Raw genomic sequence first — 23,175 nt, forward strand, 5'->3', positions numbered from 1 at the left:
GACCAAGTGAGCAGGCTTTCTACGCCTAAGTTGGGTTCGGCGTTTACTAATATGGTCGCATCGACATGTTCCAATTCACTGAGTGTCATCTTGACTTCAGAAAGATCAGGTAACGAGCTATCGACGATTGCGACATAGTGCTCATCTTGGTGAGGAGGTAAGTCAACTTCAGCGCCTTTGGCCAATAACACCGGCTGCCCAAGTTGTTGTTCAATGGCGGTTTGTAAACCTCGACCTTGAATATTATTGAAGGTAAACAATAAGATGGTGTTTTTGATTGTGTTGTTGTTCAGCATTAGTGGGCCTCCTCTCGAGACTGCATAAATTCATTTCCTACTTGATGGAAGCGATAGAGCACCAGATCCAAAAGCCCATCAAAGCAATGCTTTACCATGGGGTTTTCAAATATTTGTGTGGCGGATGCTTTAAAAAACGTGACTCGTCTATGGTGGTAGAAATCCCGTATGAAAATGTCGAATAAAAGTTGTTTAATCACGGGCTCATGAACCGGAAAATGGATGATGGCATTGCCCATTACGTGAAGGATATCTGAGACCAAAAACTTCAAAATCGACCGTCCTAAATGCCATAAGCTGAGAATCCTAAATTCAGACCTCAGCTCTTGGTAAATGAGATGACCAACTAACATACCTTTGCAGTAATAAAGACGCGCCTTACTGGGGGATTCACCAAATTGGTTCAGCGTGTCTTCCACACCGCCTGGTGTGATTAACTGCTTGTGAACTGCGTCGATCTGTTCGTATTCGGACAGGCTGATTTGGCTGAGGGAGCAACTTTTGACATCGGTAACCTGATACTGGTAAACAATGTCTTTAAAGCTCAAGTAAATGCTTTTACTTTGCGAGGTTTTGACACGCTTGTACTCGCTGGAAGTGTATTGGTATTGTTCGCCTATATAGTGAGAGAAGGCGAGTCGTTTTAATAAACTTGGTGTTACTTTGCCGCTTTCCCATTGACTTAACGTCGGTTGGTTTAAACTCTCAAAAGCACTGTAACTCCTTGCTAACTCATCGGCTAATTGGCCTTGAGTTAAACCCCTCTCCTTTCGAATTGCAGCAACTGCGTGCGAAAATTCTAACTTGTTAACCATATATCTACGTCCTGAACTCATTATATTTTTAATTGCTTCGAAGCGGCTCAGAATGAGCCAAAACTCTATGTTCTTGATCTTTTTGTGAGGTACATCATTTGGTCTGCATGTTGGATTAAGGTGTCACTAGAGCTTCCCTCATAAGGGAAGCGAGCAACGCCAACACTCAAACCGATGTGAACGTTTTGAAAATGGATAAAAATAGGTGCACTGCATGCTTGATGTAGCAAAGACTGAAACTGTTCTAAATCCTTTGTATTTTCGAGCTCAGGTAAGCAAAGAATGAACTCGTCACCGCCAATTCTTGTGGCGAATTGGTCGTTGTGCAGCATGTTCAAAATACGTTGCGCAGTGATACGCAGTACTTTGTCTCCAGCGTCATGACCAAATTCGTCATTCACGGCTTTAAAGCCATCTAAGTCGATATATAGCAAAGTGAACGGTTGAGCTCGTTGAATCTGTTGCTCTATCAACTGATTGCCTTTGAAGCGAGAGTAGCAGCCTGTTAGCTCATCTATCTCTAGCAGTCTTTCTAGTTTTTCAACTTGTTCATATTGCGTTTGCCAAGCGCTGTGCCAATAACTTTCAATTGAGCGTAAGCCCTTGTAAATAAATAGGTTGAACAAGTACAGAAACGTACTCCGAATGGAAAACTCACTTAAACTTTGTAGTTTAAACGGGTCGTTACCCGCGGTTATCAAATCAATGTTAAAGCAAATAGCCATTGATAGGACATATGTGATTGACGACCAAAGAACGCCAAACTCAATCAAAGTGAGAAGAATATTGACTGTAACCAAGGAAGAAAAAAGAAAGTGTCCGCCTAAGAAGTAGTACAAATAAAATGTGAGGGTATATCCGAGTATCAGTGCGATAACAACTGAGCGCTGTTTTTGTTCGAGTGCGAATGCTTTGCCCACCCAAAGGTAGATAAAGCAAATTCCCGCGGATAATGCATAAGGAAGGTATACAACATAATCAACCCCTCTGATTGCACAAGCGAAAAGGGTAATAAGAATCCCCAAACTTGTTGAGCGCATGTAGTAGTGCGTAAAAATTTTGGTGAACTGCGTTCTGTCCATAGTTATGTCTCAAAGGAACAGCAAATAATGGGCAGTTAGCGAGAGGAGTCCGTATGGGGTGAGTGTGAATGGAGAACGTGAGAAACAAATAAATGGTATCGCATGAAGTTAGAAGTGCGATGCGCATATGCTTTTTTCGGGCGTTTTTCTCGTCTGCAAGCGACACTGCATTTCATAAAGTTGCTCGATACCTACTGCCGTTTTTATAAACTATTCTATGAGGCAAAGTTGCATAAAACTATACGGTTTTCGGGAAAATGCCCCGATCTCAATATGTCCGCATAAAAAGTGGGATACCGGCAAATTTATCTTGTAAAAACTGGTACTTAAGTGCTAAGGATTATCAATAACATCATTCTCAAGTCGGAGGCTACTACTTGAGTTTTCGGTGGACAAGGTAACCCATTGCATAACCAAGATAAAACAGAGCAGCAAGCGTCACAAAGGCAGAAATGTAGGCAAAAAAGTGATTCAGTCCCAAGCCAAAAGACAAGGTAAACGCGATGCCGTTTACGGCTTCCATTGGCATCTTGTACCACGACGCATGGACCGTCGAGCCAAAGAGAAAGAGTGTGCCAATTAAAAAGAGTGTGCCGATTGATAGGCCAACCCATCTGCTGCTGTTCATGTTCATCTCAAGAGTTACAGAGCTCGTAACAAAATATTTCAGGATAAGTATTATACAACTGAGTGAGGGGGAGGGTGTTAGCAATATTTACGCGAATACAGCAAGAGGCCATCGGAGTGACCTCTTTTTAACCGAGTGGTGTGTTAATTATCCAATCCAGGTGATGAAGTAAGGGATGATCAGTGCATTGGCTAAATCGATGAAAAATGCGCAGACCAAAGGCACGATGATAAAGGCTTGGTGTGAATTACCATACTTTTGCGCGACCGCCGACATGTTTGCCATTGCCGTTGAAAACCGTACTTTTGTGACCAATAGAAAAGAGGAGTGATACAAGGTTGAATAAGCCTTGTACACTCCTCTTAGTTCGATGAATAACCCGTTAGTTAAATAGCCAGTAACTTTCTGGATTATCAGGACATTGATAAGGACCACACTCCGCAAACGTGCCAATAACATTAAGTGCTACGACAGAGATCGCTAGTAGGCATGTGATACGTCCCAAATTACTCATTTCATAAGGCTCTGGTGACTCTTCTCTGCTGGTCAGCATAAGGATGACTGCGACTGCAAATATCGTGGCAACAAACAAGACAAACGCCCAAGTGTAATAGTGCATCCCAAAGATTGGGCTACCGTAACCTGGCGTACCAGGTATCACGTGCAACGAAACTTGTCTCAATGAAGTTGCCACACCGTATAACGCACCGATCAGCACTACACCATAGTGTCGAGATTGTGGGCCATAGACCACGTTTAATAAGAAACCAAACATGATCATAACAAAGCCGATACGTTGCAATAAACAGAGTGGGCAAGGCAGCTCATTCAGAGCAAATTGCAGCACAAAACCAATCAACAGCACGGCAGTCATGCCAAGTAGGCCAAAGGTATTAAGTAAAGCTAGATTGTTTCTATTCATGTGTAGCCCCCTTTATAGCAATATTGAAAGAGGATCGGTGGCGTGATGATTGAACCAATACAGACCAATGATCACCGAGGAAGCAAAGAAGGCGTAGCCCACTGCTTTCTTACCTAAAAATGCGCTAAGCATTGCGATTAATAATAGTAAAAAGATTAGTGCCATCATGAGGAGTTCCTTCCTTACTCTCTGATTTCAATCCTTTTAACTATAGATACTGGAGGTTAATGCGCGAATTTATACAACAAAAAAGAGAAATTTATTGGTTTGTAATGTGGAATTATGCGAACAATCCCATCTTGGGAATTTGTATTAAAAAGCCCCAAAGCAGGTAACTCCGGGGCTAGTGAGGGCGGTGTTCTTCAAGTGGTGCTGAGCTTTTTAATTATTTGAATAGATCAAGAAGCCAATAGCTCACAGGATCTGCCGGACACTCAAATGGGCCGCACTCGATAAACGTTGAAATGACGTTTATTAGAACTGTTGCGATTGCTAGTATGCAAACACTTTTGGCAAGCGGGCTCATTTCGTGGTTTTGGTTTGAATACCTGTTATCCCAGAGAATGAGAAGCAGAGCAATACCAGCAACAGCCATACAGAAGATAACGAACGCCCATGTGTAGTAGTGCATGCCTAAGATAGGGCTTCCAAACCCCGGTGTTCCCGGGATAACGTGAAGAGAGATCTGTCTTAGTGATGTCGCTATACCGAATAAAGCGCCAATCAGAATAACCCCGTAGTGTTTTTGCTCAATGCCATATACGACATTTAGCAAGAAGCCAAACATGATCATCACAAACCCTAATCTTTGCAACAAACAAAGTGGGCAGGGTAGTTCCCCCAAGCTAAATTGTAAAATTGAACCCGTGAGTAGAACAAGCGTCATACCCAAAAGTCCTAGCGTGTTGAGTGTATCTATTGTTTTTCTATTCATTGCTTCACCCCCTACAACAAGATCGACAAGCTGTCTGTTGCATGGTGTTGAAACCAGTACAAACTCAGGATCACGGACGTCACAAAACACGTATAGCCCAGCCCCTTCTTGCCAGTAAATACGCTTATCATAGCGACTAGGAGTATTAGAAATATTAAACTCATCATAATGTTGAGACCTTCACTTTCTTACTTTTTTAATTTTTAAATGAACTACCTAACGTAGCAGTAAGAATTTTATTACTAAAAGGTCGGCGCATTGTTGTTTTTTTGTTGTTTTTTTTGGGTTTTTATTTTTCAGTTTTGATTTTGTATCGTTTTTATAACTAATAAATTGATTTTTTCCAGTTTTTTATATCACTTCTAAATGGTTGCTGAAATTGAGTCTCTGCGCACTGATGTCTCGAATGACCTTATCGAAGGTGGTGATTACAACGTGCAAGAGGTATCGAATTTGTTGGGCTATGGCGGCTGGAAAGGAGGACGTATACATGATGATGCGTCCTTCCGATTTGGAGTGATTAGTCGATACTAGACCTCGTAATCGAACACGATAATGTCTTCAAGCAGTGGTCTAAACACCTCTTTCAACGCATCGTGCTCTGGGTGAGGTAGGTAGTTCTGACGACCCGCTTCATTGGCAAACGTCATCATTACAGCGTGTGTGTAGTCTTTGTTTTTACCTTCTGGGCTGTTGTTTAAGCCCCATTCAACGTCGGTGACGCCTTCCACTTTCTTTGGCATGGCTTCGAATAGCTCTCGCAAGTGTTGGATTTTTTCGCTGGTGGCAGAAGCTTGAAATTTGATGAGTAGAATGTGTCTGATCATGGGGTGAGAACCTTCATACATTTTATTTTGTGTTAGCGTATTATTGTAAATTGGTAGAAGTTAAAACCATAAAATTTAAATCAAAGAAATCTAAGTGCCTAGTTTGAAAAACGGAATACAGAGCACTGTAGAATCTGCTTGATTAGGAACTTCTTTCAAAACACCAGATGATTCAGCTTCATGCCGAACTATTGCTGCAAAGATAAGTGTTCATTAGTGTGTGCTTTGTTGATTAATAATTTGATAGTTAGCTAAGTTACGGGCTTCCACCTCTTTATGTTGCGCTCGTTACCATGGTGCAGAGCGAAAATTAATGTCATATCTAATGTTTCTCACTTTTCCAACAAGAATAACGTCCATCTAATCTCAAAAAGGGCTATTAATACCTAGCTTTAAGCTTTCCTCGTTTAAGAGAGCACTCTGTTGTTACATAAATAATTGTGATTACAATCAAAATTAGCAAAGCCCACCAAAAATTCTTAGTATGCATTCGATTGCTTATTTTTTATTGGTCTAATGTTATCCAATTAGCAGAAAGGTATTGCATTCAATACCGCATTTATCCTTACCTTCTTGCTATATGAATCATTTAGATGCTTACCCAATGATAAGGATTAGACAGTGAAATTTATCCACGCTCTTCGATATGCTCAAGTTAAGAAAAAATATAAGAAACTACTTAATGACCCCATCACTGGTCAAGAAAACGTGTTTAAGAAGTTGATTAAACTAGGTAGGAAAACCCAATTTGGTCAGCGATATAATTTCCATCGAGTTTGTAACATAAGAGATTTTCAGTCGTTTGTTCCCATCCAGACTAATGAAACCATTGCTCCTTATATGCAAAGAGTTACTCTTGGGGAGAAAAATGTACTTTGGCCTGGTAAACCGCGTTACTTTGCGTGTACTTCAGGCACGACGGGAGAAATCAAATATGTTCCAGTGACAAAGGAAAGTCAGGCCAATCAATTACTTGGCTCGATGCAGTTGGCACATTTATACCCTTTAGTGAGTCAGCAAAAATCACTGGTCCACGCCAACTGTATTGCCTTAACGGGTTCGTGTAAGACCGCCTCGATGAATGGTTTTCCCATTGGTAGGCTTTCAGGATTGACTCGTAAACTATTGCCTAAAAGGCTATTCACAGGTGTTATACCTGCTGAGGATACTTTAGATATTCCTGAGCACGAAGAGATGATGCTACAAATTGCTCGTGAGGCTATCCATGCTGAGGATATTCGTTCTATCGTCGGCTTTCCTTCTTGGGTGGTTGTAATGTTGCAAGCTTGTCAAAAAGTATCCGGCTCTGAGTGCTTAGATCATATATTCCCTAATCTTGATACTTTTTATTCTTCAGGGACTCGATACCAACCTTACTTGCCCGCGATAGAGAAGATATTGGGTCATAAAGTAAATGTTCGTGAGTTTTATTGTTCTTCGGAGGCTTTTTTTGCAGTGCAAGATTTAAAAGAAGAGGGAATGTTACTCGATACTCATAACGGCGTCTTTTTTGAATTTATCCCTTTGAACGAATTTCATAATGCGATACCTACATGTCTTTCTTTGCAAGAGGTACAAGTAGACCAAGCCTACGTGATGTTAATATCCACGTTTTCAGGTTTATATCGCTATTGTGTGGGTGATATAGTGAAATTTGTTTCTACCAACCCTTACCGTATAGTGGTATGTGGAAGGACACAGCATGAATTAAATATTATGGGTGAACATATCCGGAGTGAACATGTTGAGTTGGTGATGAGTCAGGTTGCGCAAAAGCTAAATATTAGTGTGCATGAGTTTACAGTAGCCCCTAGCCCAATTTGCAATGACGCCAAATTATTTTATCATCAATGGTTTATCGAATTACCCGATAATGAACAGGTCAACTTATCGATGTTATCTGAGAAGCTTGATGAAGCGTTAATGTCACAGTGTGCATTTTATCAGGCATTTCGTAGTAAGGGAGAACTTAGCATGCCTGTAGTGACAAGGCTAAGAGAACGCTCATTTTGCGATTATCTCCTTAAAAATAAGAAACAAGTCGATAATCAACAAAAGATTCCCAGAGTCTCCAATAATCGCGATATCGCGAATATATTAATTGCCCAAGCTAAGGCACCACAAGCGAACGTAAACTTTGAGGAAGTATCTAAGGCTGGATAACCGGTTTGATACCATTTAAGAGGATTAACTGATGAGGTTAGATCATGTTAACCCTCAAATGAGCTATTCCCAGCTTTACTCAAAGCTTACTGTGAGTTAGTCAACTCTTCGTTGACCCAGTACTTCGAGCCAGAAAAGTTCGCATCAACCAACAACCCCGTGGTGTTTAGCTGATACACGGCTACGCCACTGTTGAATTTCGCTGTCATCTCTTCGACATCCTCACCAGCAACTAAAGAAGCTTCGCTCGATGCTTCCCAGCCGTCCTCGACAAAGGTGTTGAAGTCTTTTTTTTTTTCAAACAGCACGACTTGTTGGTAGAACTTGCCACCAACGCCAAGGGCGACGCCAGCACCAAACATGTTCATGTAAGTGCGCTTTTCCGTTGACTTATTGACTGCAACACCAGAACCGGAGTTTGTGTGGAACAACAACGACAGTTTACGTGAATCAAACACCGCATAACCGTAAGCTTTATCGTAAAGATCTTTCGCTTCTGGCTTCTCATTAAACAGTTTGAGCAGGGTGCTATCCGACATCAAGTCAATCGCTTTGCGAGCTTCTTCCGGTGTATCACCTTCCATCAGCTCATCAATTTTCTTGTCAGCTTCGTCGATCCACTCTTTACTGGTTTCTATACTTGCATCCGTCCATTCGCCAGCAGTGTTGATCGCATCTTCTGACCAATTAGTGAAATCTTCCCATGCCTGTTTAGCGAATTCTTTGGTGTCGCCCCATGTCTCTTTAGCCGTATCGGAAACAGCATCCCCTAAGTCTGAAAGGCTGTTAGAAATGTCGTCCCAGTCGGCATAAGCCGGAGAAGCGAGCAAGGTTAAGGCAGTGATAAGGGCAAGAGGCTTTTTCATATATCCATTCTTCTATGAAATAGGTGTGTTTTAATTTTAGGTGAAAAAGGGTGGAGGGAAAATGAGAGGAAGACATAGCTTGGGATTGCGGTCACGAACTTACATCGCTTTGACATGCTGGGTAAAGAAAAAGCCCTCAAACTTAGGAGCTTGAGGGCTTCGTATTACAAGTTAGGAAGGCTCGTTTTACTTGCTCACTTTACCTAGCTTCAACCAAGTATCGATAACCGTATCTGGGTTCAATGACACAGAGCTAATGCCTTGCTCCATCAACCATTCCGCTAGGTCATCGTGGTCGGATGGACCTTGGCCACAGATACCGACGTATTTGCCTGCTTTGGTTGCCGCATCGATTGCCATTTGCAGCATGGCTTTTACTGCTGGGTTACGTTCATCGAATAGGTGAGCAACATCGCCAGAGTCACGGTCAAGACCAAGTGTAAGCTGAGTCATGTCGTTCGAACCGATAGAGAAGCCATCGAAGTACTTCAAGAACTCTTCAGCAAGTACTGCGTTTGACGGTAGCTCACACATCATGATGACTTTCAAACCTTGGTCGCCACGACGAAGGTCGAACTTGGCTAGTAGGTCGATTACTGATGCCGCTTCGCTCGGTGTACGTACGAATGGGATCATAATTTCAACGTTCTTCAGACCCATCTCGTTACGAACGCGTTTGATTGCTTGAGTTTCTAGCTCGAAACAGTCTTCAAACACTGGAGAAATGTAGCGAGACGCACCACGGAAGCCCAGCATAGGGTTTTCTTCGTGTGGTTCGTAACCTTTACCGCCCACCAAGTTGCTGTACTCGTTCGATTTGAAATCAGACATACGAACGATCACGCGTTTTGGCCAGAATGCAGATGCAATGGTCGCAATACCTTCGGTTAGCTTGCTAACGTAGAAATCAATTGGATCTTTGTAACCACGGATACGATCAGTGATTTCAGCTTTTAGCTCATCGCTTTGTGCATCGAAGTTCAGCAAGGCTTTCGGGTGAATACCAATCATCTTGTTGATGATGAATTCAAGACGCGCAAGGCCCACACCTTCGTTTGGAATTTGAGCGAAGTCGAATGCACGATCTGGGTTACCCACGTTCATCATGACTTTCGTTGGAAGCAGTGGAAGCTCATCGACCGCAGAGCGCTTGATTTCAAACTCCAACTCACCTTGGTAAACGTAGCCCGTTTCACCTTCTGCACACGACACAGTCACTGTCTCACCGTCCGTCAGTTTGCCGGTGGCATCACCACAACCAACGATTGCAGGAATACCAAGCTCACGTGCGATGATCGCAGCGTGACAAGTACGACCGCCACGGTTAGTGACAATCGCAGATGCCTTTTTCATTACTGGCTCCCAATCTGGGTCAGTCATGTCTGTCACCAGCACATCACCGTCTTGTACCAGTGACATTTGGTCTAGAGAATCGACTAAGCGCACTGGGCCTTTACCGATACGTTGGCCAATCGCACGACCTTCAACCAAAACGTCTGCTTTGTTGCTTAGCTCGTAACGCTCAATCACGTTTTGCTCGCTTTGCGAACATACGGTCTCTGGGCGTGCCTGTACGATGTAAAGTTTGCCGTCGATGCCATCTTTTGCCCATTCAATATCCATAGGGCGTTTGTAGTGCTTCTCGATGATCATCGCTTGTTTTGCTAGCTCTTTGATCTCTTCATCATTCAGAGAGAAGGCGTTGCGCTCTTCTACTGGCGTGTCGATGATCTCAACTTGCTTACCGATCTCTTGACGGTCAGAGTAGATCATTTTTATCTGCTTAGAGCCAAAGGTCTTCTTAACAATCGGGTGTTGACCCGCTTCTAGCATTGGCTTGTGAACGTAGAACTCATCAGGGTTAACTGCGCCCTGAACCACCATTTCACCCAAGCCCCAAGAAGAGGTGATGAACACGACTTGGTCGAAGCCCGATTCCGTATCTAGGGTGAACATAACGCCAGAAGAGGCTTTGTCCGAGCGCACCATGCGTTGAATACCTGCCGACAGCGAAATGCCGCGGTGGTTAAAGCCTTGGTGTACACGGTATGAAATTGCACGGTCATTGAACAGAGAAGCGTAAACGTGCTTGGTCGCTTCTAGTACTGCATCAATGCCTTTTACGTTTAGGAACGTCTCTTGCTGACCAGCAAATGACGCATCCGGTAGATCCTCTGCAGTTGCAGAAGAGCGAACGGCAACAGAAATCTCAGGATGATTGTCTGTCAGTTCTTTGTAGTTATCACGGATGTCTTGTTCAAGATCCGCAGGGAACGGGGCTTCTAATACCCATTGACGAATGGTGGCACCTGTCTTTCGCAGAGCCTCTACATCCTCAACGTCTAGTTCATCAAGTAGTTGGTGAATACGCTCATCCAAACCTTCGTGGTCAAGGAATTGGTTAAACGCATATGAGGTTGTCGCAAAACCGTTTGGTACTGATACACCAACATTGGCTAGGTTAGAAACCATTTCGCCAAGTGAAGCATTCTTACCGCCGACCTTGTCGACATCATCCATGGATAGTCCATTGAACCAGAGGGTGTTCTTTTGCATGTCTTTCTCCAGAAACATTGCAGCTTTGTAGGGGGTTAATACCAACCTTGAACAGCGGTGGTTCATCCTTGCAGGTTAATGTCATCGAAGACACAGTCTCGGGCTGACAACAGCCATTGCAGCTAAGGGGCGTTAACTACAACTTCCCAACTAGGGCTTAAACGAATTTTCCGACGCAAACATGTATCAACACTTTTCTTGGTTGATATGAAAGGCAAACGATTACGTGTTTACTTAAAAAAACTCCGAAGAATTTTCAAAGCTGTGGGGCACGCAATTGCAAGCCAAACTCATTTATTAATATTATGTAAACCATCCTACTCAAATGAATTTGAAAAAATAAACAAAAATGCAAATAAATAGCCAAAGTCGTGATGTATTCTATGTTTCTGACGGAACGGCCATAACATGTGAGACATTAGGCCATGTTGTTTTGGGTCAGTTTTCCTTCATTCCTAATGAAAAAACCTTCCCTTTTGTCGAAAGTGAAGACAAAGTTGCCGATGTCATCAAGGAAATCGAGATTTCCTACCAACGTGATGGGGTTAAGCCCTTGGTATTCTTCTCGATTGTTGTGCCAGAAATTCGTGAAATGTTACTCAAAGCGCCAGCTCACGGTTATGACGTGCTGGAGAGCATTGTGCAGAAGGTACAAGACGACATTCAGATGGAGCCACAGCCGAAGATGCAGCGCTCACGCAGCGTAAGCAAAGATTCGGACACCTATTTCGACCGTATCGCTGCGATTGAATACACGCTTGCTCACGATGATGGCATCACACTTAAAGGCTTGGATGAGGCCGATATTATCCTCCTTGGCGTGTCACGCAGTGGCAAAACACCGACCAGCCTGTACATGGCGATGCAATTTGGCTTACGTGTGGTGAACTACCCGTTTATTGCAGAAGACGTCAAGATGATGCGCTTATTGCCGGAGTTTGAGATTCATCGCCACAAGTTATTTGGTTTAACCATCAATCCAGAACGTTTGAACGAGATCCGCGAGAACCGATTGTCAGGCAGCGAATACGCGAGCACAGAGCAATGTAAGTTGGAGCTTGATACGGTAGAAGCGCTGTTTAGACGGGAGGCAATTCCTTATATCAACACTTCGTCTTTGTCGGTGGAAGAAATCACTACGCGTATATTAGAAAAAGCAGGAATGAAACGTCGCCTATTTTAAGAACATTTCCGGATATTACTTGTGAGCAGAACTTAACAAGGTGCTGATAGCCAATATCGGCACCTTGTTTTCTTGTGGGTGTGTCTTTTTATGGAGGTCTTGTCTCAATTCATTGCATTGATGCTAAGTAAGCCGGAAGTATTAACGGGTTTTGATCATTTGTGGTTTGCCTGAAATGAAAGCGATGCTAGTCCATAACAAGGAAATCGCAAATAGGAAAATCAAAGGCTCTTGCCAAGAATGAAAGGACTCATGCAAAAAGCCGAAAACAATCGGGCCAGTGGCGGCAAATAAATACCCGACGCATTGCGCCATACCTGACAGCGCAGCCGCTTGGTGTGCATCGTGCGTGCGTAAGCCGACAAAAGACAGGCTAAGAATAAACCCTCCACCAAGACTAAACCCGATCGCAATGATCCAAACCACAGCAAGCTGAGGCAATAGCATTAATCCGACAAGCCCTAATACGGCACAAGCTGAAATCATGCTGCTCAAACCGCGTTTGTCCTTCATTCTGGCCATAAGGGGAATAAGAACCAAAGCAGGAATAGCGGTGGCCAGTTGAAGCATTCCATGCAAGAAGCCAGCTTCACTCTCTGAATAACCCTTTTCAAGTAATATGTTTGGTAGCCAACATATCAAGGTGTACATCATAAAAGAATTAAGCGCGAGGTAGGTTGTAACCTGCCATGCTGAAAGTGTGTGCCAAAGATAATGATGACCTTCTAATTTAATGGTATCTGCTGTTGGCCGGGTCTGCTGGCGTACTTGCGGTAGCCACAGCACAATCGCGAGAACTGGGAAAATCAAGACGCTAGCCAATGACAGTCCCCAGCGTGGGATTTGGTCAATGTGCAATTTTGTTGCCCAATCCATAATTGGATACGCTGCGCTTGCACTGATTGTTGATGCGACTCCCATCATCAAGACATACATAGAAGTGAGAGTCGCTACCTTATTAGGAAAGTCTCTTTTTAGTAGGCTGGGCAAAAGTACATTCCCAAAAGCAATGCCAATGCCAATTAGTAGAGTGCCGCTATAAAGCATAGTAACAGACCCAAGTGAGCGTAGAACAATCCCGAAAGAGATAGTCATTAGTGCAAACATCAAAGCTGGTTCTAGCCCTACTTTACGCGCAACGCCTGACGATATAGGAGAAAATACAGCAAAGGCGATCAAAGGTAAGGTCGTGATAAAACCCGCCAAAGTGGGTGAAAGTGCTAAGTCTTTGGAGATGAAATCGAGAATGGGACTTACCCCGGTGATTGGTGCTCTTAACGTGCTCGCGATAAACATAATACCAAGAATTAGGAAAAGAGGATGATTGAGCTTTGATGTATTTTTACGTGACATAGTGTCGCCTCCTAGATAGTGGCGTCATAGTACGTCTTCGATTAGAATCTGAATTTATCGATATTGACAAATTATTGCTAAAAACAGACAAGCATGGTGAACCCACTCTCTAGCTTCTATTTTGACTCTGATAGCTACCACCAAAAAGTGGTGGCGTTACGGATGCATGAAATTAAACAAGATGAACTGCCTTATCATCAGCACCACAAAGGACAATTGGTCATGCCTTTGACCGGGTTTGTAAAGAGTCAGATAGAAGATGCGATTTGGATGGTGCCAAATCAATGTGCGGTCTGGATTCCTAGCCAGATTCCTCATAAAAATGATATTGCTCCAAACTCCGATATTTACATGCTGTTTGTCGATCCGGCTGTTCAAGGTTTACCCAATAAAACGTGCACCTTATTGGTTTCTCCTTTATTGCGAGAATTAGTTATAGAGCTTGCCAGCGAAGAGAAAGACTATGATGAAGCAGGACGAGTTGGGCGTTTAGCCCAAGTTTTAATCGATGAACTTATCCGCATGCCGACAGAGCGGTTTGATTTCCCAATTCCAAGAGAGCCGAGACTCAATAAATTAGCGTATTGGATGATTGATGATCCGAACAATCAAATACACGTTGGCCAATGGGCGAAATCATTGGCGATGAGCGAGCGCACTTTAGCGAGGTTGGTTAAACAAGAATTAGGCATGACGTTTGGTCAATGGCGAGCGCAATTACATGCGATTGTCTCGATACAAAAACTGTCGAAAGGAGAAAGTGTTCAACGAATTTCCGAAGATTTAGGCTATGAGTCGGTCAGTGCGTTCATCACTTTTTTCAAAAAATTATTAGGCAAACCTCCTGCTCAATATATGAAAGATTTTCGTTGACACCGAAGAGCAGGATGAAGAGGGGGGATAACCAGTAAGCTTGAGAGAGCTCAACACTCGCTCCTGCATAATTAGAGTAAAAATGGCTAATTAAAAATATGAGCTTCAAGTTAATCTCAATGAATTGAGCCGAGTTTTTAGCCTTGCACATACTCGAGCGAGGGCCAGACCAACAAGGAATTCGGCCTTAAATCGCAGTTGACTTGCACTCTTTAAAAGCAGTAGTCGGTTTTACGTTCAAATAGTCAAGAAAATCTAGTTTAGGTAGTGGTTGCGAAAAGTAGAACCCTTGAATGTTATAGAATCCAAGATTACGCAAGATTTTTAACTGATTTAGATCTTCTACCCCTTCTACAATAACCGCCATACCAAGTGTTTTTGTAAGCGTATATATTGCCTCTAACAAAGGTTGGATAGTCTGTCCGTTTCCAAGGTTATTGACGAACACGCGGTCAATTTTGATTATGTCGAATGAATACTGACTGATAAAATCCAAGCCAGAATAACCTGTTCCAAAATCATCCACCGCAATACGAATTCCAAGCGCTGTAAGACGGTCTAAATGCTGACGAAGAATAACAAGCTCACTGCCGGTGAAGATTGCTTCTTCGGTGATCTCAAAAACCAAGTGTTCACTAATGAAATAATTGTATTTAAGGCGTGATTCGACTTGTCGAATGAAGTCTGCTCTGAGAATTAATGAACGGCACACATTGACGCTAATGTAGCGATCATCGAAAGCAATCTTATTACTGTTTATCATACTAATCACTTTATCCAACACAAGGTAAGTGATGTGTTCGATCAATCCAACCTTTTCTGCTAGGGGAATAAAGATGCTTGGCGAAATAAACCCCTGTACCGGGTCGTCCCAGCGAACAAGTGATTCTCCCCCGATAACGCTGCCATCACGTTGATCGACAATGGGTTGATAGTGAACAGTCAAATTACGTTCTTTAATCGCTCGTGAAAGTGAGAACTCTAAGCTATTTTTGGCGAACTTTCTTGAAGAAAAATATAAATGAATAAACAGTGCACACGCCATACCGAGCAATCCAACCCAAAACTTACTAAGTAAGAATTGAAAATAAAACGGGTAGCTGATCGCTGAGTAAACAGTAAATGGTAGAACTGAAGAGCTGACCTTTTCGAACCTAAGTTGATGTGACTTAACAGAACTTATGACTGTTTTTTCCATTATTTCGATACGGTAATCTATGTTGCCAAAGCGAAAAATATCGCTGATGAGAACTTCTAATAACTCTTTTGGGAAAACTACACTTATGCCACGACCGTGTTGCTTGGTGAAAAAGAGAAATAAAGCTTGATTGTTAGTTAACACTCTTTGAGTAAAAGCCAATGTTGTATGTCCAGCGCTGTCGCCAAGCCGCGTTAATACTGGTGAATAAATACTAAAAGATGGGTGGCGCTCGCTACTCATACACGACACTTTTCCGCTTGGATCGAAGATAGCGATGTCTTTAGCCATACCTAAACCAAAAATGCTTGCTCTTAGATCATGGATTAGATCATCACATGACTTAAGAAAAAAGTCATCGTCTAGAAGATGTGTTAAATGCGCTACGTAATCGTAAAATTCAGACTCAATCGTCAAGGTGGCCTCTTCGGTGAGCTTTTTATGATGTTTGTGCGAGAAAGGTATCAGCGCCAGCATTGTGACGCAAAAAGAGAGAACAGCAACAAGCATCATTACAATCTTGTCACCCCAACTTTTGGATGGGCTTTTAAAAAATTTATTATTCACAGTTATGGGTGCAACCAGAAAGTAATTGGGTAACGTATATCAATTGTCTCACTTTTAGGAATTGAGCGCATAAAAGTGTGATATTCGTCATGTAAAATGTCTTTGAAATAGATTTTTAAGTCAGAAAGCGTGGATTCTCTAAATGTAAGGCGGCAGTAAAGAGACTACGTTTAAATTGGAGTCGGAATTCAGGCTGCTTTTGATATGATTATATTTATTTTTGGAATTAACTCTTGGAGGTTAAAGAGTCAATTGATGGTTGATAAAGGTGTTTGCTGTTAATGACGATAGAGTCTTGAGTACAAGTGCTCTTGATGTTTTGAGGATCCTATCTCTTTTTGAGCTTTTTACATAATTTTAAATGAAAGTGTAGTTTGTCGAAGGTCACGGAATAAGAGCATGCTGTATCCGAAGCTCTCAATGATTTGATGAAGTAAAAAAAGCGGCTTTACCCCGGAAAAGATAAAAGCCGCTTGCTAATATAACCAAGCACTTACTGTAACTTGGATATAGACGTGTTATTCCACGTCTTAGCGCATAATCATTTGTTCACGACCAGGGCCAACCGATACCATTTTCACTGGTACGCCCATTAGCTCTTCAATACGCAGAACGTATTTTTGTGCCGCAACTGGTAGCTCTTCGAATTTACGGCAACCGGTAATGTCTTCACTCCAGCTTTCCATCTTCTCGTAGATTGGTGCTAGTGCAGCCGTTTGAGGCCAAATTGGGTTCTCACTGTGCTCGCCTTCGTAACCAACACAGATTTTTAGATCTTTAAGACCTGTCAGACAGTCTACTTTTGTCAGTGCGATTTCAGTCGCTGCCTGAAGCTCAACGCCGTTCTTAGTCGCTACTGCATCAAAGTAACCCATGTCACGTGGGCGACCTGTTGTTGCGCCGAACTCACCCGCTAGTTCACGGAATGCATCTTGCTCTTCCATTGCAGTGATTAACGTACCAGTACCTACTGATGAGCTGAACGCTTTTGCGACTGCAATAACACGCTCTGGACGCAGAGCAGGAAGACCACTACCGATGCCAGCGTACATAGACACAACGTTTGAAGAGGTTGTCCATGGGTACTCACCGTAAACAAGGTCACGGCCCGCACCTAGTTGTGCTTCGAACAGTAGAGTTTGGTCTTTTGCTTGTAGCTCTTTTAGCGGCAGCGTTACGTTGCAAATAGCATCACGCCAAGGGGCAGACACTTCCAGCAACCAGTTCGCCATTTCTTCAGCGGTTTGCTCGAATTCAAACGTTGGGTAAAGGGCACCTAGTTGTGGAAGTTTCCAGTCCATCCAGAACTTGATGCGTTCTACTAGAACTTCTGGTTGTTTTAACCAACCAACTAGGATGCCTTTTTTCATCACACGGTCGCCGTATGCAGGTGCAATACCTTGACGAGTTGAACCGTATGCTTTGTCGCCTAAGCGTTGTTCTTCTAGCGTATCTTCTAGTGCGTGTAGAGGTAGACACAGTGTTGCGCGATCAGAGATGCACATGTTCACTTTAACGCCCGCTTCCGCGACTTCCGCAATCTCCTCAGACAGCGACGCAGGGCTGATAACCATACCCGGACCTAAAACTGCCAAACAGTCAGGGTTGAAAACGCCACTTGGTAGCTGGTGCAGCTTGAACGTACCTAGGTCGTTAACTACGGTGTGACCCGCGTTGTTACCACCTTGGAAACGAATGCTTGCAGAAGCTTGCTCTGCCAAAAAGTCAACGATGCGGCCTTTGCCTTCATCACCCCAGTTTGCACCTACAACAACGATAGACGACATAATTCATTCTCCAAAAACAGACCGGAAAATCTTAGGATGCTCGCATGAATAAGAGAAATTAATTATACTAATTAAATTGATAAGAAAGTCATATTGGGTAATTTTCCATGTTGGATTTGAACTGGTTACGTACGTTTGTCACTTTGGCAGAAGTAAAACATTTCGGAAAAACAGCGATTGAACTGCACATGACGCAGCCAAATGTCAGTCTTCATATCAAACAGCTAGAGCAAGCAACGCGGGCTAAGTTGATTGAACGTAACCCTGTGCAATTGACCCAAGCCGGAAAGCGTTTGTTAGACACCGCACAGCACATGCTGAATGAGCTGCAAATCTGCCAATCCGATCTCAATGCCATTAATGACTTAACGCAAGGAACGCTCTCGATTGCGGCGAGTGATATTGTCTCGCGCCTGTTACTTATCAAGCCATTCCAACAATTCAAAAATGAATATCCTGGTATCGATTTAGCGCTGTTCAACACCACTTCATCACAAGCGGTAGATTTAGTAAAAAGTGCCCGCGCAGACATCGGCTTTGTTATTGCGCAGAAAGAGAGTCAACCGCTGCACTTTACTCCTCTGACGCAAATACACTGGTGTGCTTTCGGCGATAATATTTTCAAATGGAAAGAGAACACAGAAGAAAATCAAACCTTGATTCTACTGGGGCACGATACCCGAACGCGTGAACTGATTGATGCCTCTCTGCCAGAGCTAAACCTGCCAAAACACAGAGTTATGGAAGTGGGTAGTGTCGAGGCTCAAATTGATTGGGCAGAAGCCGGATTCGGAACGGCGATTGTGCCGGACTTCTCACTCGATCCAAGATTAAAACTCTCACGAGACGTGACGCCCTTACCCAGCTTCCCCAACACTGATTTTGGCTACATCGTGCGCCAGAATCAGGTGTTATCCAAAGCTGCCAAACAGTTATTGAAGTGGGTGGGTGAGAATGTATCTGTGGTAGAGGTTTAACGGTATGCAAGACACAACGATTACCATCTCTTTACCATCTTTGATTCACCGAATTGGTGGTGACCATGCTAAGCGAGCCAAAGCTATAGCCGCAGAGAACAAGTGCGAACTGAAGCGCATTCGACGCTCTCGCAATTGGCAAATTGCTGGTGAAGCTCTGAATTTAAAAGCATTTCTCGACGTTATCCGTTCCCAAGACGACGAAAATTTGCATTTTGTGATTAAAAAATTGGAAATTGGTCTTACCAAACACAGCGATAAGCTTGAACCTTTGGAAGCCAAACTTATTCGATTGGTAATGGAGAACCCAAACATTACTTTGGCAGAGCTAATGTCGGAAACAAATTGCACTTTAGTACAGGCAAGGAAAGCGCGTTTTGCAGCAAACGTTTAGCTAAAATACTATTCGCTGAAGTCTTGATTGTTAAAAATAAATAGAAGTGAGCTCACCTTCCAGTTTTATACCAATATCTATCCGATATTTCTTTATTTTTTCCTTTAAGTATTTCTTTTATATTTAGCTTTAGCGCAAAAAAGTCACCAAATTGGTCAAACTTTCTTGTAGAGCAAGTAACCTTAGATCTACTTATGGTGCCGTACTTCAAACTTCTTCTCTTGGCCAACTCTTTTAATCTGAGCGCGAAGTCAATGTCTTCAGCCATGAACAGATCTTCATCAAAATAACCTACTCTCTCAATATCTTCTTTTCTAGCCCAAAAAAGAACTAATGATACTCTCTTTTTCAGATTGATAATTGAAAATGCTAATAAAGCTGTAAGTAATATTCCTATTGAATATCTATCAGGACGAGCACTTATACCACCGCCAATGTACTTACCTGTCTCTAAGTGTCTTACAACCTCAGCTAATACGCCTGGATCCATAGTATTGTCTGCATCGAGGGTAACTATAACATCCCCACTGGCGTTTTTTATACCTGTATTTCTAACTCTTGATATGTTTGGGATTTCCTCCTTAACTAGGATGACATCATAAGACTTTGCGATAGACTCTGTGTTATCTGTACAGTTGTTTAAAACAACGATTATCTCAGTCTCAATCTTAATGTTTTTACTTGCATTAATAACCGATTCAATCGAGCCTCTTATATATTTCTCCTCATTATGAGCAGGAATTATAACGGATATTTTTCTCACACACATTATCTCTATACCTAGTATTTTTACAAGAATATCTATTAATTACTGATTATAAATAAAATCTATGTTGTTTCAATGGTGAATTCTATAAAACTGATATGTAAGTGTTATCTAGGGTGAGTATAAGAACTGATGAACGATAAATTTTTATTAATTCTAACGAGTTCTGATAGATGAAGGTGCTTTAAATTCACTTCGTAAATGTAAGTGTTAACTTTTATTGATTAAAGTCTTAATAAATATGAAGTGCGTCCTTAAGTTGATGTTTTTTTTGTAAGTGTTTGTATTAGAGTGGTTATCTATGTTTTAAAAGAGGTGATCATGAGTAACTTTAACTTATTTAAAAGCTTGTTGGGTACAGCAGATATTCAGCTCAATGGTAATAGAGCTTGGGATATAAGAGTAAATGACACAGATATGTTTAACCGAATTTTGTCGGACGGCTCTCTTGGTTTTGGAGAAAGCTATGTCGATGGTCAGTGGGATTGTGAAGATCTTTCGTTGATGTTCAGCAAGCTAATTGCTGCAGATCTTGAATCTAAGATTTCATTGTCCAAGAAAATAAAGTTTGGAACTGAGCTTAGTAAAAAGAAAGTGAAAGAACTTTTTAATCCCCAGAGCATAGTGCGTGCGAAAGAAGATGTTAGTGCTCATTACGATTTAGGAAATGACCTCTATGAGGCGATGTTAGACCCGAGTATGGCATACACATGCGGGTATTGGAAAAATGCAGCGACTTTATCAGAAGCTCAAGAAGCTAAATTAGACCTTATTTGTAGAAAAATAGGACTTAAGAAAGGGATGCGTATACTAGATATTGGATGCGGTTGGGGGAGCTTCATGTCTTTTGCCTCAGAACGTTACGGCGCGATCTGCGATGGTTTAACTTTATCGAAAGAGCAGGCAACAATGGGGCAAAAAAAGGCCGATTTAGCAAAATTGCCCATTAGATTTTTACTTAAAGACTACCGTGAATATAAGCCTGAAGTTAAATATGATGCTGTTGTTTCAATTGGTATGATTGAGCATGTTGGTCCGAAAAACTATTCAGATTACTTTCAATGTGTTGACAGATTTATGAGTGATGAAGGAATATTCTTGCTACATGGAATAGGCTCAAATGTTTCGAAATCAGATTGCGAAAAATGGATAAACAAATATATATTTCCCAATGGTGTGATTCCTTCTTTGAGTCAACTTTCTTCGGCAATGGAACCAAACTTTACTATTGAAGATCTCCATAATTTTGGTCCTGACTATGATAAAACTTTATGTGCCTGGTATGAAAACTTCGAGCATACTTGGCCATCCCTTGAAGAAAAATACGGCTCTCGATTCTTCCGGTTGTGGAGATACTATTTGTTATCGTGTGCTGGTGCCTTCAGAGCTCGAGATTTAAATTTATGGCAAATAGCTATTACTAAAGTAGGGCGGTCACAGCCACTTACTGTAAGGGCTATTTGACCTTTTCTGAGCCTAGTATTCACTCGCCGATTGTTGATACTTAGAGGTTTACTAATACGGGTGTCAAGAATTTCCCCCGAATCGGTTTCATGCCTCGGGGGAGTTTATTTATTATTTTTAGAGGCCGATAGTTATAAGTTATAAATTTTTCGCTTTCACTGAAATTGTTTCCGAATTAGTCCTTATTTAAATCACTTACACATCAAAATTTTTGGAATTCCTAAACGACCTAAATTAGAAATACTACGAAAGAAGCGAGAAATTAGATGAGAATTAGCATTTTGTGATTAAAGTATTGTAAATTGGTCTTACCAAATCTTTCATCGGTAAATGATCACTGCAGGAAAGTCTTATCCTCCTATCTTTAATTACCTTTCAATGGGCTAATCTTGGAAATGTTTATTTTACTGTGAGTAATGAGACTGTTTTTAATGCTCTATTATTTTTATGCTATTGATTTATAGGTTTTATAGTTGCACTGAAGAAATTAATAGAACGGCTTTTTAATGTAATTTTAAGCCTTATGTGTTTAAGGGCATAAAACCTGCATCGTTGGCCTTGGTTCACAAATAAAAGCCAATACAAGGAGGTTTTATGTCCCCACGTATAATCGTTTCCATTTTTACTTGTACTTTAATTGCAGCGTGTAACAGCGATACGACAGAAGATACAACTTTCGCTCTTGAATCCTCGTGTGATTTAGAGGCGGTTAACTTACTCGATTTCGAAGCTTGGCAGAGAGAAGAGGGCTGGTGGGTTGGTGAATATACATTTTTAGGGAGTGATGGTAATCCAAACGTGTCTTCGAGATGGCCTTATCGATACGACCACTACAAAGGCTTTATCCACCTCGAAGTGGTGGGTAACAGTATCAAGCAGCGTAACGTATTCCTCTACCCTCCCAAATTGGCACAAGATTGTTCCAGCGATACCGACGTGATTGGCCCCGGTATTTGTGGAACGAATGGTAATGAGAAAATCTTTAGTGCCGATCAAAGTGCATCGGACTGTAATGGGGGCTTGGCGGGTTCCTACGAAGCTTATGGAATGATGGTTGACACCTCAACCACTTTAATGGGTGAGGACAGTGTTCTTTATCAAGTTTATTTGCCTGACGGGAGTATCATGCAAAACCAGTTAACGACCCTCCCACCAAACGATACGAGAGTGCGCACAGCTCAAGGCTTTTTTATGGACCAGCCAACTTATGCAAGTTTCTACCGAGAAAAGAAAGTCACCAAAGAAGAATTTATGCAGCAGTTGGCAGATGCGCGTGCCGAATACGCCATTCTTGAGGAAGACTTTTGTGGCTATGATTCGGGCGGTCAGCCTAGCCAAGTGACTTGTACCGAGCATTTTGGCGTAGATATTACAAAGTAGCTCTAACGAATAATGATCACGAGTGCCTAGGATCAGTCGTGTGATCCTAGGCTCCTGTTGATTTTAGAAGCCTGTGATTTGGGTAATATCCTTAAAATTGAACCACAATGTAAAGTGAAATCAGCATCGCGACAGGAGGAAAAC

Annotated in this window: 22 protein-coding genes and 2 pseudogenes; 8 read left to right on the plus strand and 16 right to left on the minus strand. The window is 42.2% G+C overall.

Annotation, left to right across the window (positions count from 1 at the left end):
• Positions 1 to 2: 2 nt before the first annotated feature.
• The 9 genes and pseudogenes from A8140_RS15670 to A8140_RS25645 all read right to left on the minus strand — a co-directional run.
• Positions 3 to 296: pseudogene (locus A8140_RS15670) on the minus strand (LuxR C-terminal-related transcriptional regulator); the annotation flags it as partial.
• A complete protein-coding gene (locus tag A8140_RS15675) occupies positions 296 to 1,111 on the minus strand; it encodes a helix-turn-helix domain-containing protein (protein ID WP_005531828.1) in 816 nt (271 codons plus the stop codon). The pseudogene A8140_RS15670 and the gene A8140_RS15675, both read right to left, overlap by 1 nt.
• A 65-nt stretch (positions 1,112 to 1,176) precedes the next feature.
• Entirely contained in the window at positions 1,177 to 2,193 is a 1,017-nt protein-coding gene (locus tag A8140_RS15680; RefSeq protein ID WP_005531830.1) for a GGDEF domain-containing protein, read from the minus strand.
• A 373-nt stretch (positions 2,194 to 2,566) separates the two neighbouring features.
• Positions 2,567 to 2,821 (minus strand): hypothetical protein, encoded by a 255-nt coding sequence (locus tag A8140_RS15685; protein WP_080619520.1) that lies wholly within the window; start codon positions 2,819 to 2,821, stop codon positions 2,567 to 2,569.
• Positions 2,822 to 2,968: 147 nt separating this feature from the next.
• Positions 2,969 to 3,112: pseudogene (locus A8140_RS25180) on the minus strand (sodium/glutamate symporter); the annotation flags it as partial.
• Between the two features lie 91 nt (positions 3,113 to 3,203).
• Positions 3,204 to 3,743 (minus strand): disulfide bond formation protein B, encoded by a 540-nt coding sequence (locus A8140_RS15690; RefSeq protein ID WP_005531836.1) that lies wholly within the window; start codon positions 3,741 to 3,743, stop codon positions 3,204 to 3,206.
• A gap of 12 nt (positions 3,744 to 3,755) precedes the next feature.
• On the minus strand, positions 3,756 to 3,911 hold the full coding sequence (locus tag A8140_RS25415) for a DUF5993 family protein (RefSeq protein ID WP_005531837.1): 156 nt from the start codon (positions 3,909 to 3,911) through the stop codon (positions 3,756 to 3,758).
• Positions 3,912 to 4,128: 217 nt separating this feature from the next.
• A complete protein-coding gene (locus A8140_RS15695) occupies positions 4,129 to 4,677 on the minus strand; it encodes a disulfide bond formation protein B (RefSeq protein ID WP_033000154.1) in 549 nt (182 codons plus the stop codon).
• Between the two features lie 11 nt (positions 4,678 to 4,688).
• Complete coding sequence (locus A8140_RS25645) at positions 4,689 to 4,844, minus strand: DUF5993 family protein (protein WP_225247124.1); 156 nt, start codon at positions 4,842 to 4,844, stop codon at positions 4,689 to 4,691.
• 199 nt (positions 4,845 to 5,043) lie between these two features.
• On the opposite strand from A8140_RS25645, the gene A8140_RS25420 reads away from it, so the two are divergent.
• Positions 5,044 to 5,211, plus strand: coding sequence for a DUF6559 family protein (locus A8140_RS25420; RefSeq protein ID WP_169317551.1), 168 nt, complete (start codon positions 5,044 to 5,046; stop codon positions 5,209 to 5,211).
• On the opposite strand, the gene A8140_RS15700 is transcribed toward A8140_RS25420, so the two are convergent.
• Positions 5,208 to 5,504, minus strand: a complete 297-nt coding sequence (locus A8140_RS15700; RefSeq protein WP_005531843.1) for a Dabb family protein — start codon at positions 5,502 to 5,504, stop codon at positions 5,208 to 5,210. The genes A8140_RS25420 and A8140_RS15700 overlap by 4 nt on opposite strands.
• A 621-nt stretch (positions 5,505 to 6,125) precedes the next feature.
• Between A8140_RS15700 and A8140_RS15705 the strand changes: the two genes are divergently transcribed.
• Positions 6,126 to 7,667, plus strand: a complete 1,542-nt coding sequence (locus tag A8140_RS15705; RefSeq protein ID WP_005531845.1) for a GH3 family acyl-acid amido synthetase — start codon at positions 6,126 to 6,128, stop codon at positions 7,665 to 7,667.
• 86 nt (positions 7,668 to 7,753) lie between these two features.
• Here the strand turns inward: A8140_RS15705 and A8140_RS15710 are convergent, their stop codons facing one another.
• A complete protein-coding gene (locus tag A8140_RS15710) occupies positions 7,754 to 8,533 on the minus strand; it encodes a lipid-binding SYLF domain-containing protein (protein ID WP_038863446.1) in 780 nt (259 codons plus the stop codon).
• Positions 8,534 to 8,719: 186 nt separating this feature from the next.
• The gene (gene ppsA / locus A8140_RS15715) at positions 8,720 to 11,089 is read right to left on the minus strand and encodes a phosphoenolpyruvate synthase (protein ID WP_005531847.1); all 2,370 of its coding nucleotides are present in this window, start codon (positions 11,087 to 11,089) and stop codon (positions 8,720 to 8,722) included.
• Positions 11,090 to 11,438: 349 nt separating this feature from the next.
• On the opposite strand from ppsA, the gene ppsR reads away from it, so the two are divergent.
• Positions 11,439 to 12,272, plus strand: coding sequence for a posphoenolpyruvate synthetase regulatory kinase/phosphorylase PpsR (gene ppsR / locus A8140_RS15720; protein WP_005531848.1), 834 nt, complete (start codon positions 11,439 to 11,441; stop codon positions 12,270 to 12,272).
• Positions 12,273 to 12,413: 141 nt separating this feature from the next.
• Here the strand turns inward: ppsR and A8140_RS15725 are convergent, their stop codons facing one another.
• On the minus strand, positions 12,414 to 13,625 hold the full coding sequence (locus tag A8140_RS15725) for an MFS transporter (protein WP_005531849.1): 1,212 nt from the start codon (positions 13,623 to 13,625) through the stop codon (positions 12,414 to 12,416).
• 93 nt (positions 13,626 to 13,718) lie between these two features.
• On the opposite strand from A8140_RS15725, the gene A8140_RS15730 reads away from it, so the two are divergent.
• Positions 13,719 to 14,498: an AraC family transcriptional regulator gene (locus A8140_RS15730; RefSeq protein ID WP_005531850.1), complete on the plus strand. Its 780-nt coding sequence runs from the start codon at positions 13,719 to 13,721 to the stop codon at positions 14,496 to 14,498.
• Positions 14,499 to 14,685: 187 nt separating this feature from the next.
• Here A8140_RS15730 and A8140_RS15735 read toward each other — a convergent pair whose 3' ends face one another.
• On the minus strand, positions 14,686 to 16,209 hold the full coding sequence (locus A8140_RS15735) for an EAL domain-containing protein (RefSeq protein WP_005531851.1): 1,524 nt from the start codon (positions 16,207 to 16,209) through the stop codon (positions 14,686 to 14,688).
• A 584-nt stretch (positions 16,210 to 16,793) separates the two neighbouring features.
• The gene (locus A8140_RS15740) at positions 16,794 to 18,050 is read right to left on the minus strand and encodes an adenylosuccinate synthetase (protein WP_005531852.1); all 1,257 of its coding nucleotides are present in this window, start codon (positions 18,048 to 18,050) and stop codon (positions 16,794 to 16,796) included.
• 107 nt (positions 18,051 to 18,157) lie between these two features.
• Between A8140_RS15740 and A8140_RS15745 the strand changes: the two genes are divergently transcribed.
• Together A8140_RS15745 and A8140_RS15750 are read left to right on the plus strand one after the other, a co-directional pair.
• Positions 18,158 to 19,027: a LysR family transcriptional regulator gene (locus A8140_RS15745; RefSeq protein WP_005531855.1), complete on the plus strand. Its 870-nt coding sequence runs from the start codon at positions 18,158 to 18,160 to the stop codon at positions 19,025 to 19,027.
• A 4-nt stretch (positions 19,028 to 19,031) separates the two neighbouring features.
• Positions 19,032 to 19,421 (plus strand): ribosome recycling factor family protein, encoded by a 390-nt coding sequence (locus A8140_RS15750; RefSeq protein WP_005531857.1) that lies wholly within the window; start codon positions 19,032 to 19,034, stop codon positions 19,419 to 19,421.
• Between the two features lie 52 nt (positions 19,422 to 19,473).
• On the opposite strand, the gene A8140_RS15755 is transcribed toward A8140_RS15750, so the two are convergent.
• Positions 19,474 to 20,190, minus strand: coding sequence for a glycosyltransferase family 2 protein (locus A8140_RS15755; RefSeq protein WP_005531859.1), 717 nt, complete (start codon positions 20,188 to 20,190; stop codon positions 19,474 to 19,476).
• A gap of 318 nt (positions 20,191 to 20,508) precedes the next feature.
• Here A8140_RS15755 and cfa point away from each other — a divergent pair, with 318 nt between their 5' ends.
• Together cfa and A8140_RS15765 are read left to right on the plus strand one after the other, a co-directional pair.
• On the plus strand, positions 20,509 to 21,651 hold the full coding sequence (gene cfa / locus A8140_RS15760) for a cyclopropane fatty acyl phospholipid synthase (protein ID WP_005531862.1): 1,143 nt from the start codon (positions 20,509 to 20,511) through the stop codon (positions 21,649 to 21,651).
• A gap of 594 nt (positions 21,652 to 22,245) precedes the next feature.
• Positions 22,246 to 23,031: a hypothetical protein gene (locus A8140_RS15765; RefSeq protein ID WP_005532320.1), complete on the plus strand. Its 786-nt coding sequence runs from the start codon at positions 22,246 to 22,248 to the stop codon at positions 23,029 to 23,031.
• Positions 23,032 to 23,175 lie beyond the last annotated feature (144 nt).

This window comes from Vibrio campbellii CAIM 519 = NBRC 15631 = ATCC 25920 (assembly GCF_002163755.1).
Classification (GTDB): Bacteria; Pseudomonadota; Gammaproteobacteria; order Enterobacterales; family Vibrionaceae; genus Vibrio; species Vibrio campbellii.

What these genes read in the sequence shown, in the direction of transcription:
- A8140_RS15735 (WP_005531851.1), bottom strand. Translation starts at nt 16,209, where the DNA reads ATGATGCTTGTTGCTGTTCTCTCTTTTTGCGTCACAATGCTGGCGCTG.
- cfa (WP_005531862.1), top strand. Translation starts at nt 20,509, where the DNA reads ATGAGTAACTTTAACTTATTTAAAAGCTTGTTGGGTACAGCAGATATT.
- A8140_RS15725 (WP_005531849.1), bottom strand. Translation starts at nt 13,625, where the DNA reads ATGTCACGTAAAAATACATCAAAGCTCAATCATCCTCTTTTCCTAATT.
- ppsR (WP_005531848.1), top strand. Translation starts at nt 11,439, where the DNA reads ATGCAAATAAATAGCCAAAGTCGTGATGTATTCTATGTTTCTGACGGA.
- A8140_RS15690 (WP_005531836.1), bottom strand. Translation starts at nt 3,743, where the DNA reads ATGAATAGAAACAATCTAGCTTTACTTAATACCTTTGGCCTACTTGGC.
- A8140_RS25420 (WP_169317551.1), top strand. Translation starts at nt 5,044, where the DNA reads ATGGTTGCTGAAATTGAGTCTCTGCGCACTGATGTCTCGAATGACCTT.
- A8140_RS15755 (WP_005531859.1), bottom strand. Translation starts at nt 20,190, where the DNA reads ATGTGTGTGAGAAAAATATCCGTTATAATTCCTGCTCATAATGAGGAG.
- A8140_RS15685 (WP_080619520.1), bottom strand. Translation starts at nt 2,821, where the DNA reads ATGAACAGCAGCAGATGGGTTGGCCTATCAATCGGCACACTCTTTTTA.
- A8140_RS15740 (WP_005531852.1), bottom strand. Translation starts at nt 18,050, where the DNA reads ATGTCGTCTATCGTTGTTGTAGGTGCAAACTGGGGTGATGAAGGCAAA.
- A8140_RS15675 (WP_005531828.1), bottom strand. Translation starts at nt 1,111, where the DNA reads ATGGTTAACAAGTTAGAATTTTCGCACGCAGTTGCTGCAATTCGAAAG.
- A8140_RS15730 (WP_005531850.1), top strand. Translation starts at nt 13,719, where the DNA reads ATGGTGAACCCACTCTCTAGCTTCTATTTTGACTCTGATAGCTACCAC.
- A8140_RS15710 (WP_038863446.1), bottom strand. Translation starts at nt 8,533, where the DNA reads ATGAAAAAGCCTCTTGCCCTTATCACTGCCTTAACCTTGCTCGCTTCT.
- A8140_RS15695 (WP_033000154.1), bottom strand. Translation starts at nt 4,677, where the DNA reads ATGAATAGAAAAACAATAGATACACTCAACACGCTAGGACTTTTGGGT.
- A8140_RS15680 (WP_005531830.1), bottom strand. Translation starts at nt 2,193, where the DNA reads ATGGACAGAACGCAGTTCACCAAAATTTTTACGCACTACTACATGCGC.
- A8140_RS15700 (WP_005531843.1), bottom strand. Translation starts at nt 5,504, where the DNA reads ATGATCAGACACATTCTACTCATCAAATTTCAAGCTTCTGCCACCAGC.
- A8140_RS15750 (WP_005531857.1), top strand. Translation starts at nt 19,032, where the DNA reads ATGCAAGACACAACGATTACCATCTCTTTACCATCTTTGATTCACCGA.
- A8140_RS15745 (WP_005531855.1), top strand. Translation starts at nt 18,158, where the DNA reads ATGTTGGATTTGAACTGGTTACGTACGTTTGTCACTTTGGCAGAAGTA.
- A8140_RS25645 (WP_225247124.1), bottom strand. Translation starts at nt 4,844, where the DNA reads ATGATGAGTTTAATATTTCTAATACTCCTAGTCGCTATGATAAGCGTA.
- A8140_RS15765 (WP_005532320.1), top strand. Translation starts at nt 22,246, where the DNA reads ATGTCCCCACGTATAATCGTTTCCATTTTTACTTGTACTTTAATTGCA.
- A8140_RS25415 (WP_005531837.1), bottom strand. Translation starts at nt 3,911, where the DNA reads ATGATGGCACTAATCTTTTTACTATTATTAATCGCAATGCTTAGCGCA.
- ppsA (WP_005531847.1), bottom strand. Translation starts at nt 11,089, where the DNA reads ATGCAAAAGAACACCCTCTGGTTCAATGGACTATCCATGGATGATGTC.